Origin of the sequence: Novosphingobium sp. AAP1 (assembly GCF_001295765.1) — a bacterium.
GTDB classification, from domain to species: domain Bacteria; phylum Pseudomonadota; class Alphaproteobacteria; order Sphingomonadales; family Sphingomonadaceae; genus Novosphingobium; species Novosphingobium capsulatum.
In genome coordinates, this window is record NZ_LJHO01000006.1 from 153,564 (window position 1) to 165,505 (window position 11,942).

General features: G+C 67.5%; 10 protein-coding genes. 6 read left to right on the plus strand and 4 right to left on the minus strand.

Going from position 1 to position 11,942, the window contains the following annotated elements:
- The first annotated feature begins 66 nt into the window (after positions 1-66).
- Together IP65_RS13675 and IP65_RS13680 are read left to right on the plus strand one after the other, a co-directional pair.
- Entirely contained in the window at positions 67-762 is a 696-nt protein-coding gene (locus IP65_RS13675; RefSeq protein WP_022677421.1) for a carbonic anhydrase, read from the plus strand.
- Complete coding sequence (locus IP65_RS13680; RefSeq protein WP_022677420.1) at positions 759-2,300, plus strand: SulP family inorganic anion transporter; 1,542 nt, start codon at positions 759-761, stop codon at positions 2,298-2,300. Before IP65_RS13675 ends, IP65_RS13680 begins: the two co-directional genes overlap by 4 nt.
- Before the next feature lie 202 nt (positions 2,301-2,502).
- Here IP65_RS13680 and IP65_RS13685 read toward each other — a convergent pair whose 3' ends face one another.
- From IP65_RS13685 to IP65_RS13695, 3 genes are all read right to left on the minus strand, one after another.
- On the minus strand, positions 2,503-3,381 hold the full coding sequence (locus IP65_RS13685) for a TorF family putative porin (RefSeq protein WP_022677419.1): 879 nt from the start codon (positions 3,379-3,381) through the stop codon (positions 2,503-2,505).
- 212 nt (positions 3,382-3,593) lie between these two features.
- Entirely contained in the window at positions 3,594-4,490 is an 897-nt protein-coding gene (locus IP65_RS13690; RefSeq protein ID WP_054132087.1) for a pirin family protein, read from the minus strand.
- A gap of 96 nt (positions 4,491-4,586) precedes the next feature.
- The gene (locus IP65_RS13695; RefSeq protein ID WP_231627715.1) at positions 4,587-5,951 is read right to left on the minus strand and encodes an APC family permease; all 1,365 of its coding nucleotides are present in this window, start codon (positions 5,949-5,951) and stop codon (positions 4,587-4,589) included.
- 159 nt (positions 5,952-6,110) lie between these two features.
- Between IP65_RS13695 and IP65_RS13700 the strand changes: the two genes are divergently transcribed.
- Positions 6,111-8,504 (plus strand): TonB-dependent siderophore receptor, encoded by a 2,394-nt coding sequence (locus IP65_RS13700; RefSeq protein WP_082350153.1) that lies wholly within the window; start codon positions 6,111-6,113, stop codon positions 8,502-8,504.
- Positions 8,501-9,385 carry a homocysteine S-methyltransferase family protein gene (locus IP65_RS13705; protein ID WP_054132090.1) on the plus strand — a complete coding sequence of 295 codons (885 nt, stop codon included), beginning with the start codon at positions 8,501-8,503 and terminating at the stop codon, positions 9,383-9,385. The genes IP65_RS13700 and IP65_RS13705 overlap by 4 nt, the downstream gene beginning before the upstream one ends.
- 35 nt (positions 9,386-9,420) lie before the next feature.
- Here the strand turns inward: IP65_RS13705 and IP65_RS13710 are convergent, their stop codons facing one another.
- Complete coding sequence (locus IP65_RS13710) at positions 9,421-10,092, minus strand: XRE family transcriptional regulator (RefSeq protein ID WP_022675447.1); 672 nt, start codon at positions 10,090-10,092, stop codon at positions 9,421-9,423.
- Positions 10,093-10,205: 113 nt separating this feature from the next.
- Here IP65_RS13710 and IP65_RS13715 point away from each other — a divergent pair, with 113 nt between their 5' ends.
- Complete coding sequence (locus tag IP65_RS13715) at positions 10,206-11,390, plus strand: cupin domain-containing protein (protein ID WP_054132134.1); 1,185 nt, start codon at positions 10,206-10,208, stop codon at positions 11,388-11,390.
- 6 nt (positions 11,391-11,396) lie between these two features.
- Entirely contained in the window at positions 11,397-11,939 is a 543-nt protein-coding gene (locus tag IP65_RS13720) for a pseudouridine synthase (RefSeq protein ID WP_054132091.1), read from the plus strand.
- The last annotated feature ends 3 nt before the right edge of the window (positions 11,940-11,942 follow it).

Sequence of the window (11,942 nt, forward strand, 5' to 3'; positions counted from 1 at the left end):
ACCTCTTGCATCAAGCGCAACGGCATTCGCCCCGCGCATCAGATATTCAAGAGGAGGTACCTCCCCATGAACGAACTTATCGGCCGGGTTTTCCGTTTCGAAAAGACCGTCTTTCCGCAGAGCAGCGAGCTTTATGGCCAGCTTTCTGCCCACGGCCAGGCGCCCAAGGCGCTGATGGTGTCCTGCGCGGATTCGCGCATCGTGCCCGAGCAGATCATGCAGGCCCAGCCTGGCGATCTGTTCGTGTGTCGCAACGCTGGCAACATGGTGCCGGCCTATTCGACGATGAACGGCGGCGTGTCGTCCACGGTGGAATATGCCGTGGTGGCGCTGGGCGTGCGCGACATCATCGTGTGCGGCCACTCTGACTGTGGCGCGATGAAAGCGCTGGCCGCGCCCGAGCCGCCGCAGGGCATGCCCAACGTGGTCGCCTGGCTGCGCCATGGCGCCGCGGCTGAGCATGTCGTGTCGAGCTGTTCGCCGCACCTGCACGGCGGCGAGCGCGTGCGCGCGGTCAGCCTGCAGAACATCATCGCCCAGATCGATCATCTGCGCACCCATCCGTCGGTTTCGGCGGCGATCGCGCGCGGCGAAATGTCGCTCCATGGCTGGTTCGTGGATATCAGCGCCGGCCAGGTGCTGGGCCTGGATGGCGACACCGGCGAATTCGTGCCGCTGCGTGAAGATCGCCCGCTGCCCGTCGCCCTGGCGGCCGCACCGCGCTTTGCGCGCGAACCCGCCCTGGCGGAGGCGGCCGAATGAGCCAGGCAGCAATCGCTGCATCGCCCGAGGCTGCCCCCACAAGGGGCGGCCTCGTTCGCGATTTCACCGCGTCGATCGTGGTGTTCCTGGTGGCCATGCCGCTGTGCATGGGCATTGCCATCGCCTCGGGCGTGCCGCCGGAAAAGGGCCTGGTGACCGGCATCATCGGCGGCATCGTCGTCGGGCTGCTCGCCGGCTCGCCCTTGCAGGTTTCGGGCCCGGCGGCGGGCCTGGCCGTGATCGTGTTCGAATTCGTGCGCGACAATGGCCTGTCCGCGCTTGGCCCGGTGTTGCTCGTGGCCGGGCTGATTCAGTTGGTGGCGGGTATTGCCCGGCTGGGCGGTGTGTTCCGCGCCATTTCCCCGGCGGTGGTGCATGGCATGCTGGCCGGCATCGGCGCGCTGATCGTGGTGGGCCAGTTCCACATCCTGTTCGATGCCAAGCCGATGTCCAATGGCTTGGCCAACCTGTCGATGATCCCGGCGCGTGTGCTGGGCCTTTCGCCGTTCGATTGGCGCGCCAGCGAAATGGCGCTGGTCCTGGGCCTGGTGACGATCGTGGGCATGCTGGGCTGGGACAAGCTCAAGCCCAAGGCGCTGTCTCTGGTGCCGGGCGCCCTGATCGGGGTGGTCGCTGCCACGGTGCTTGCCGCCGTGCTGGGCCTGCCGGTGGCGCGCATTGCCGTGCCGGATTCGCTCAGCGCCGCGTTTGCCGCGCCGGGCGGGGCGTTCCTCGATCCGCTGCTGGCCAAGCCGGCGCTGCTGGTCTCGGCCGTGGCCATTGCCTTTATCGCCAGCGCGGAAACGCTGTTGTCGGCCGCAGCCGTCGATCGCATGCACAATGGCGTGCGCACCGACTATAACAAGGAACTGCGCGCGCAGGGCATCGGCAATCTGCTGTGCGGCATGGTTGGCGCCCTGCCGATGACCGGCGTGATTGTGCGTTCTTCGGCCAACGTCCAGGCCGGTGCGCAAACCCGCTGGTCGGCCGTGCTGCATGGCGCGTGGATCCTTGGCTTTGTCGCGCTGCTGCCCTGGCTGCTGCGCGAAGTGCCGATGGCTGCGCTCGGGGGCGTGCTGGTGGTGACGGGCTGGAAGCTGGTCAGCCTCAAGCATGTGAAGCACCTGTTCACCCACTATGGCCCGCTGCCAGCGGCGATCTGGGCGGTGACCTTTGCCCTGGTGGTGACGACCGACCTGTTGACCGGCGTGCTGGTGGGCATGGCGCTGTCGCTGGTGGAACTGCTGCCGCACGTGAAGCACCTCAACCTGGGTGTTCATGCCCACGACCATGGTGACGCCACCAACGTGGAACTCAAGGGCGCGGCCACCTTCCTGCGCCTGACCAAGCTCAACGCCGTGCTCGAAGACCTGCCGGCCGATCGCCGTGTCCACCTCGATCTCGGCCGGGTCAAGGCGATCGACCACACCACTGCCGAAACCCTGCGCGAATGGCTCGCCCGCCGCCGCCAGCAGGGCAACGCGGTAACCGTCTCGGGCCCCGAGCCGATCCTGCGCGCGGTGCCCCACGCCGCCTGATCGCGCAGAGGCCCTGTCGAACTCCTGAGCCCACCCCCATCCCGGCTCATGGATGGCGCACCACGCGCCGCTGCCCCCACGGCCTCTGGCCTGTGGGGGCAGTTTCGTTGAGCCAGGCCTGCGACAACGGCACATAAAAAAAGTCCCCGCCAGCTTGGGGGCTGGCGAGGGACAGTCGTGCGTACCTGGTGGAAAGGGTGGGTTAGAAGTTGACCGTGGCCGAGAGCACCACGCGCGAGGACGAGATCGAGGCGCCGTCCTGAACCTGATACTTGGTGAAGTTGGGCCGCAGATAGGCGGCATCGGCATCGCTGATGTTGGTGTCGATATAGGCAATGCCCAGCACCACCTTGCCCAGCGCCAGGTCGGCGCCCAGCAGCCAGTCGGCATAGGAACCGGTCGGCGCCACGCTGGTGCCGTTGGGGCCAAGGCCGGGATTGCCCTTGGAATAGCCGAGGTGGGCCTTGAGCGTGACCGGGGTAGTCGGGATTGCGCCGCTCACATCGCCCCAGACATAGAGGTTGTCGTTCTTGGCACCGGGATGTTCGGGCGTGCCGGCGACGTAGCTGGCGCCCGAATCATACCACTGACCCAGCGCCTGCTGCTTGGGCGCATAGGCCACGCCGGCCAGTGCCGAGACCGGGCCGACGGTGCCCGACAGCTTGACGAAGGGTTCGGCAAAGTCGGTCTTGGCCGCGCCGCCCGGATACATGTACCAGGTCAGGCCAACGTCGAGCGTGGCCGGGCCGAACGACTTCTTGAAGCCGCCGATCGCGTCGAGTTCCAGGTTGGGACCGCCGAACGTGCCCCAGCCGGCCAGGTTGGAGCCCCAGGTGCCGACGTAGAAGCCGCTTTCATGGGCGATGGTGACGCCGGCCTGCAGGGCAAAGCCATTGTTGGATTGCGACACGCCGCGCAGGCGATAGTCGGTCACCACGGCGGCGCTGCCGGAAATGGTGATGGCCGAAGGCGGCGCGGTGTCTTCCGCCTTGGCCGCGGTGGCCAGGGCCATGGATGCGCCGGCCAGCGTGGCGGCCAAGGCGATACGGCCGGCCCGGCGGCGTGCAGAGCGTTGAATCATCGGAACTGTCCTTCCCTCACGGTCATCGAGAAACGGTTCCGCCTGCGTCTCGGCGCCTGCCCGTCTCGGACGATGGCAAGGGAAAGCCCGGCCATCTCCGGCAGCAGGTTGCGCCGAGATGACCGGGGTTAGGCTGCGATGCTGTCTGGTCCTTTTCCCTTATGCAACGAAGTGTTGCTGTGTTTCTGCTGTGGCTTTTGCGTCACAGCCACTTATTCGGGCAGCGGAATGAACTCGTGCTCTTCGGGAACATGGGCAAAGCGATCTTCCTTCCAGTCTGCTTTGGCCTGTTCCAGGCGATCGGGCCGCGACGAGACGAAGTTCCAGAAGATGTGGCGCTTTTCGGGAAACGGTTCGCCACCCATCAGCATCACCCGCGCGCCGGTCGTGCTTTCGATCACCACTTCGGCGCCGGGCTTGAGCACGATCAGCTCGCTGGTGGCAAAGCCGCCGGTCTGGCCGCCCACGCTGATCTCGCCACTCACGACATAGAGCGCGCGTTCTACATGCTCGGCCGCCACGCGATAGCGCCCGCCCGGCGCGATCACCAGTTCGGCATAGACCAGGTCCGACAGCGTCTTGACCGGCGAGGTCAGGCCATCAACCTGCCCGGCGATCAGCGTCAGGCGGGTGCCATCGACTTCGCCCGTGGGGATTTCATCCGCCTTGTGGTGGGCAAAGGCGGGATCGGTTTCCTCGGCATGGGTGGGCAGGGCAACCCAGGCCTGCAGGCCGAACAGCGGGCCGCCCCTGCTGCGCATTTCCGGGCCAGTGCGTTCGGAATGGGTGATGCCGCGCCCGGCGGTCATCCAGTTGACCTCACCCGGGCGGATCGCCTGGACCGAGCCGAGCGAATCGCGATGCAGGATTTCGCCTTCCACCAGATAGGTCACCGTGGCGAGGCCGATATGCGGGTGCGGGCGCACGTCGAGCCCTTCGCCACCGGCAAAGGCGGCCGGGCCCATCTGGTCAAAGAAGATGAATGGCCCGACCATGCGGCGGTGGGCCGAAGGCAGCGCGCGGCGCACCTTGAAGCCTTCGCCCAGATCGCGAACCGGGGGCAGGAGGGCAAATTCGATGCCCGGCACATCGGGGGTGCGGATGGTCATGGCGGTGTTCCCAAAGCTGGCGCCCGTGACGGGCTATGTGGCCGGTTTAAAGCGCGCAGCTATTCAAGGAAATACCGATAAGGCTGGTCGAATTGTTCAGCTTTGTTGGACGGCTTGGACAGTCTTCCCACGCCGCTGCACCAATTGGCCCAGCACCAGGCCCAGCAGCAGAACGGCGGCCCCGGCCAAGGCACCCGGCCCCAGCTGGGTGAGCGAAGACCACAGCATGGCGGCCGACAGCGCCATGAAGGCCAGCGGAAACAGCGGAAACAGCGGCGTGCGCACCGGCCAGTCGTGCGCCTTCATCGTGCGGCGCAGGCGGATCAAGGCAGCCATGCCCAGGATCACGAACAGCCAGTACACCGGGGTCATGTAATCGACCATCGCGCCAAAGCCGCTTTGCGACAGGCCCGATACTGCCGTCAGCAGCAGGGAAAATCCGCCCACAGCCAGCGTGGCGCGCGCCGGGGTGCCGCGTGCGTCGTGCCAGTTGCCCAGCGCGGCCAGTGCCGGCAGGTCTGCCGCAGCAGAGGCGGTGACGCGCGAACACACGATCAGCGTGGAATTGATGCTGCTGATCGCCGAGATCGCCACGATCCCCACGGTCAGCCACGCGCCGGCCGGGCCGAACGCGGTGCGCGCCAGATCGGCGCCGGGCGCGGTGCTCGCGGCCAGTCCCGCCGGCCCCAGCCCGCGCAGCAGCGCCCAGTTCATCGCGCAATAGATCAGCATCAGCAGCGCCAGCGCGCCGATCACCACCACCAGCATGGCCCGCCGCCCGCCGCGCACCTCGCCCGACAGCGTCGCCATGTCGCTCCACCCGCCATAGGCCAGGAACACATAGATCAGCGCCACGCCCACGCTGCCGCCACCAGCCAGCGGCGCGCCGGCGGCGGGGGCCGGCACGAGCAGGCCGGCCGCAGTAACACAGGCAAAGCCGGCCGCCACCAGTGCCACCAGCAGTGCCTGGGTCAGGAAACCCAGCCTGACATGCACGAGGTTAAGCGCGGTGAGCGCCGCCACGATCGCCAGCGCCAGCACGGTGCGCCCGGCATGGCCCAGCGGCCACAGCGCGCTGGCATAGTCGGCCAACAGATGCGCCATCAGCGCGATCCAGCCGGTGTGCATGATGGCAAAGCGCGACCAGGCATAGAGCGCGGCCACGCGGCCGCCCCAGGCCCGGCGCAGGAAACTGTATTCGCCGCCCGAATCCGGAAAGGCCGCCGCCATTTCGACATAGCATAGCGCGCCCACCATGGTGACCAGCGCGCCGGCTACCCACAGCAGCAGCACATGCCCGCCCGGCGCATTGGCCGCCACGGTGGGCGCGGTCTTGAGGCTGTCGGTCGACATGACCATCCCCAGCGCCACCAGCATGGCGTGGCCGACGTGGAGATGGGCGCGTGGGCCAGAAGTGGAACGGCCGGAAGTAAGGGGGCCGGAAGGGGGCAGATCGGTCAAGCAGGCACTTTCCGCAGGCTGGGGGCCACGAGCAGCGCACCTAGTGCGCGATTGCCACAGTCCGTGCAAGGATTGGCATGTTTTGAACTGCTCATTTGACCGAATAATACTCAAGTCATTAGGTGGATTTTTCCGACGTCCAACCGATCCGGGGTTTTCGTGGCACTTTCCGTCGTTTCCTATCGCGCGCCGCTGCGTTTGGCGCTGGTTTCCCTTGGCCTCTCGGCCAGCAGCATGGCGCTGGCCGCGCCCCAGGCACCGGCACCGGCCGCCGATGCGCCGGCTGCCGACATCGGCACCAGCGGCGATGCCATCATCGTCACCGGCACGCGCGAAAGCGGCCGCCTGGCCCGGCAGAGCGCCACCCCGATCGACGTGGTCAAGGCCGATACCCTGACGGCCACGGGCCAGTCCAACCTGGTCGATTCGCTGCGCAGCGTGCTGCCTTCGTTCAATGCCCCGGCCGTGGGCTATGACGTGGGCGCCCTGGCGCGCACCTTTGCGCTGCGCGGCCTTTCGCCCAGCCAGACGCTGATCCTGGTCAACGGCAAGCGCCGGCACCTGTCATCCAGCATCTATGCCGACAGCGATCCCTCGCAGGGCTCCAATGTCGTCGATCTCGATATGATCCCGCTGGCCGCCGTGGGCCGGGTGGAAGTGCTGCGCGATGGCGCGGCGGCGCAATATGGGTCTGACGCGATTGCCGGGGTGATCAACGTCATCCTCAAGGACGATGCCAATTCGGGCGGCGTTTCGGTGCAGGGCGGCAAGTATTATGCCGGCGATGGCACCTCGATCCAGGCCAATGCCGACAAGGGCGTCGCCCTCAAGGATGGCGGCGTGCTGCATCTGTCGGCCGGCTATCGCTATCAGGATTTCACCAACCGCAGCGGCGACAGCGGCGGCGTGCAGCCGGCCAAGGTGCAGGGCATGCCGCGCTCGGTGGTGGTCAGCGGCGGCTATGACTATACCCGGCCGCTGGGTGAAACCCTCGATTTCTACAGCTTTGGCACCTATGCCTGGCGCAAGGCGCGGGCCAATGAAAACCCGCGCCAGCCCGGCTGGTTTTCCGATGCGGTCGATGCGCTCTATCCCCAGGGCTTCACCCCGCAGGAAACCTTGAACGAGCACGATTTCAGCGTGACCGGCGGCATCAAGAGCCATGGCGACTGGGCGGTGGACCTTTCCTCCACCTATGGCCGCGACACGGTCAAGCTGCGCAATATCAGCACGATCAATCCCGATCTGCTGGCCGATACCGGCAATGCCCAGACCGATTTCAACGTCGGGGGCTTTGCCGCGTCGGAATGGACCAGCAACCTCGATGTGAAGCACCAGTTCGACCTGGGCCTGGCCGGTCCGGCGACGTTCGCGTTCGGCGCGGAAAACCGCTATGAAACCTACGAGATCCGCGCCGGCGAGCCGACGTCGTACTACAGCGGCGGGCCGCAGGCGTTTCCCGGCTTTCGCCCCAGCGACGCGGCCAACGTGCACCGCAACAGCGTGGCCGGCTATGCCGACCTGACGCTGCGCCCGGTCAAGGCTTGGGAGCTTTCGGGCGCCTTGCGCTGGGAGCATTACAACGGCGTGGGCAGCCGCCTCAACGGCAAGCTCGCCAGCCGCTATGACGTGACCGACCGCTTTGCCCTGCGCGGCAGTGTCAGCACCGGGTTCCACGCGCCAACCCTGGCCCAGCAGAACTATTCGGCCACCACGGTCACCACCGGCTATGCCTCGATCCAGCTGCCGCTCGGCTCGCCCGGCGCCAACCTGCTGGGCGCGCCCGCGCTTAAGCCGGAAACCTCCACCAGCGCCAGCCTGGGCTTTGTGGCAGAGCCGGTGCACGGCCTGTCGATCACGGTCGATGCCTATCGCATCGATGTGAAGAACCGGATCATCGAAAGCGCCTATCTCTATGGCGATCTGGCCCAGGCCGCGATCGCCGCCAACGGCACCACGATCCCCGCCGGGCTCGATCCGGGCAATGTCAGTGCGGTGTTCTTCACCAATGGCGTAGACACCCGCACCCAAGGGGTGGACATGACCGCCAGCTGGGTGATGCCGGCCGGCGCGCTGGGCACGATCCGCTGGGATGCGGGGCTGGCTTATGTCGATACCACGATCCGCCGCGTGCATGCCGCGCCGGCGGTCCTGGCCGATGCCGGGCTGTCGCTGGTCGATGCGGTGCAGCGCACCAATCTCACCACCGCCACGCCTTCGTGGAAAGCCTCGCTGGCCGCGGCATGGAGCAGCGGTCCGTTGGATCTTACGCTGCGGAACACGTTCTACAGCAATGCGCGCCAGGCGCAGGGCTATGCCGAGCCCTATTACATCATCGATACCGGCGCGCGCGTGATCACCGATCTCGACATCGGCTATCGCGTCACGCCGCAGGTGCGCGTGGGCGTGGGCGCGAACAACCTGTTCGACGTGCACCCGCGCATGATCCCCACCGCGATCGGCCAGGCGCTCAACTACGATCGCTATTCCCACGTGGCGCCCTATGGCATCAACGGCGGATCGTATTACCTGCGCCTGACGGTGAACCTGTGAGCCTGGTCATTCTCGATGGCGGCACGGGCCGCGAGCTGGCGCGCTGCGGCGCGCCGTTCCGCCAGCCCGAATGGTCGGCGCTGGCGCTGATCGAGGCGCCAGAGTTCGTTGCCCAGGTGCATCAGCGCTATGTCGATGCCGGGGCTGATGTGATCACCACCAACAGCTATGCTGTGGTGCCGTTCCACATCGGGCAGGACCGCTTCGATGCCCATGGTGCGCAGTGGGCGGCGCTGGCCGGACGCCTGGCGCGGGAGGTGGCCGATGCCGCGCCGCGTAGCGTGAAGGTGGCCGGATCGCTGCCGCCGGTCTCGGGGTCTTACCGCCCTGACCTGATCGATCTGGAACGCAGCCGCGCGGTGCTGGCGGTCCTGGTGGCGGCGCTGGCGCCGCAAGTCGATCACTGGCAGGCCGAAACTCTTTCGGCGATTGCCGAGGCGGAACTCGTCGCCGATCTGATCGCGCCCACGGGCAAGCCGCTGTGGCTCTCGTTCACCCTGGCCGATGAAGACCCGGCCGCAGCCCCGCAACTGCGCTCGGGCGAAAGCGTCGAAACCGCTGCGGCTGCGGCACGGCGGCTGGGCGCCCAGGCGCTGCTGTTCAATTGCAGCCAGCCCGAAGTGATGGCTGCCGCCGTGGCCCAGGCCAAGGCCGCCTTGGCCGGCAGCGGGGTGGCGATCGGCGTCTATGCCAATGCCTTCCCCCCGCAGGGCGCCGATGCCGAGGCGAACAACGGCCTCAGCCCGATCCGCGCCGACCTCACGCCCCAGGGCTATGCCGCCTTTGCCCGTGCCTGGGCGGCCGAGGGCGCCACGATCCTGGGCGGATGCTGCGGCATCGGGCCCGAACACATCGCAGTATTGCGGGGCGAACTGGCCTAACCTGCCGGCGGTTATCCCAGCAGCGCGGGGGTGCGTCAGGCCCCCGCCTGCCCGCGCGGATAGGCGATGATCGACAGATAGCGGATCGTGCCCGGCCCCATGGTTTCCGGACCATGCTGGGCCTGGCTGTCGAACAGCAGCGTGTCGCCGGGCTTGAGGTCATAGCGCCGGTCGCCATGGCGGTACGACAGTTCGCCTTCCAGCACATGGATCAGTTCGGTGCCGGCGTGGGAAAAGCTGGTATAGGGGCTGGCCCGGTCCGACAGCGTGATCAGGTAGGGTTCGATCACCAGGTCGCCGCGCATCAGGTGGCCCAGCAATTGATAGACATGGCCCGACTTGGTGCCGCGCCGATCGATCTTCACGCCTTCGCCTGCCGCCACGAACGAGCAGTCCTGCCGCTCTTCGGCCAGGGCGAACAGCGACGAGATCGGCGCGCTCAATGCCTGGGCAAGCGAGTGGATCGAGGTGAGCGAGGCGGAAATCTGCCCATTCTCGATCTTGGAGAGCATGCCGGTGGAAAGCCCGGCGGCGGTGGCCAGATCGGCCACCGACAGATCCTGCTGGCGGCGCAACTGGCGCACACGCAGGCCCAGCGCCTTTTCCAGCGCGCGCGGATCGTTGCTGGGGGCGCCCGATCCGGTGGTCAATTGTTCGATAACTGCTTCTGAAGGCTCTGCCTGTTCGGCTTTTGCGCGCTTGGCCATATCGTCTCCTGCTGGCCCTGCATGGAACGGCGGCACGGCAAATTCAAGCTTGGCAGCCCGGGTGACGGGCCACCTTTTGACAAGGGGCGGTGCATCGGCGCATGAGCGGCGCCATGCACCTTGCCCACTTCGATATCGCCCGGTTCCTCGCCACTGCCTGGCAAAAGCAGCCCATGCTGATCCGCAATCCGTGGGGGGCGTGGCACAATCCGCTCGATCCCGACGAACTGGCCGGCCTGGCCTGCGAGGCCGGGGTGGAATCGCGCCTGATCGTGCGCGGCGCGGGCGGGCCAGTGCTCGAACACGGGCCCTTGCCCGAAGACCGCTTTGCCAGCCTGGGCGCCGATCCCTGGACGCTGCTGGTCCAGGCAGTGGACCAGCAGGTGCCGCAGGTGGCCGATCTGATCGCGCCGTTCCGCTTCGTGCCCGATTGGCGGATCGACGACGTGATGATCAGCTATGCCACCGACGGGGCCGGGGTGGGGCCGCATTTCGACCAGTATGACGTGTTCCTGATCCAGGGGCTGGGCCGGCGGCGCTGGCGCGTGGGTCCGCGCTGCGATGCCGCCACGCCGCGCCAGCAGCACGCCGATCTTGCCCTGATCGACGATTTTGCCGCCACCGGCGATTGGGTGCTGGAACCGGGCGACATTCTCTATGTCCCGCCCGGCTTTGCCCACGATGGCGTGGCGCTGGGCGATGATTGCATGACCTATTCGATCGGGTTTCGCGCCCCCTCGCGCGCCGAACTGGTGGAGGGCTGGGGCGCCCACGTCGCCGACCAACTGGAAGCGGCGGCCGATCACGAGGCCGATCGCTATGCCGATCCCGATCTCGTCCTGCAGGATCACCCCGGAGAGATCACCCCGGCCGCGCTCGACCGGCTGCACGCCATGACGCTGGAAGCGCTGGGCGATCGCGCGGCCTTTGCCCGCTGGTTTGGTCAGATGAACACCCAGGCCAAATACGCCGATACCGACTGGCGCCCCGAAACGGCGGCAGATCCGGCCGATGTCGCCGCGCTGCTGGCGCAGGGCGTGGCGCTGCGCCGCAACCCGGCCCACCGCCTGGCCTATATCCGCGAAGGGGCCGGCTCGCTGCTATTTGCCGATGGCCAAGCGTGGCCCTGCGCCGACGTGGCCCTGGCCCAGGCATTGTGCGGCGGGGCGCTGGTGCTGCTCGATCCGGGCCTGGCCAGCGCGCCGGGCACCGCCGCGCTGGTGACCGCACTGATCGACCAGGGCACGCTCGCTTTCGATGATGGCGAGGACGACGAAGACGGCGATTGGGCGGATTGAGCACCCATGACCCTGATCGCGTTCAACAAGCCCTATGGCGTCCTGTGCCAGTTCACCAACGAGAGCACCGGCCCGGCGCGACCCACCCTGGCCGATCACATCACCATGCCGGGCGTCTATCCGGCCGGGCGGCTTGATCTCGATAGCGAGGGGCTGCTGCTTTTGACCGACGATGGCCGCTTGCAGGCGCGCATTGCCGATCCCCGGTTCAAGGCGCCCAAGACCTATCTGGTGCAGGTGGAGGGCGAGCCGGACGAGGCGGCGCTCACCGCCTTGCGGCGCGGCGTACGCCTCAAGGACGGCATGACGCTGCCGGTCGGGGTGCGCCGCATCGATCCGCCCGCGCTGTGGCCGCGCGTGCCGCCGGTACGCTTTCGCAAGAGCGTGCCCGATTGCTGGCTGGAGCTGACCCTGCGCGAAGGGCGCAACCGCCAGGTGCGGCGCATGACGGCGGCCGTGGGCCATCCCACCCTGCGCCTGGTGCGCTGGGCCATCGGCGCCTGGACGCTCGATGGCCTCGCGCCCGGAGAGTGGCGCCAGGTGGATTAGGCC

What these genes read in the sequence shown, in the direction of transcription:
- IP65_RS13685 (WP_022677419.1), bottom strand. Translation starts at nt 3,381, where the DNA reads ATGATTCAACGCTCTGCACGCCGCCGGGCCGGCCGTATCGCCTTGGCC.
- IP65_RS13675 (WP_022677421.1), top strand. Translation starts at nt 67, where the DNA reads ATGAACGAACTTATCGGCCGGGTTTTCCGTTTCGAAAAGACCGTCTTT.
- IP65_RS13720 (WP_054132091.1), top strand. Translation starts at nt 11,397, where the DNA reads ATGACCCTGATCGCGTTCAACAAGCCCTATGGCGTCCTGTGCCAGTTC.
- IP65_RS13710 (WP_022675447.1), bottom strand. Translation starts at nt 10,092, where the DNA reads ATGGCCAAGCGCGCAAAAGCCGAACAGGCAGAGCCTTCAGAAGCAGTT.
- IP65_RS13690 (WP_054132087.1), bottom strand. Translation starts at nt 4,490, where the DNA reads ATGACCATCCGCACCCCCGATGTGCCGGGCATCGAATTTGCCCTCCTG.
- IP65_RS13715 (WP_054132134.1), top strand. Translation starts at nt 10,206, where the DNA reads ATGCACCTTGCCCACTTCGATATCGCCCGGTTCCTCGCCACTGCCTGG.
- IP65_RS13680 (WP_022677420.1), top strand. Translation starts at nt 759, where the DNA reads ATGAGCCAGGCAGCAATCGCTGCATCGCCCGAGGCTGCCCCCACAAGG.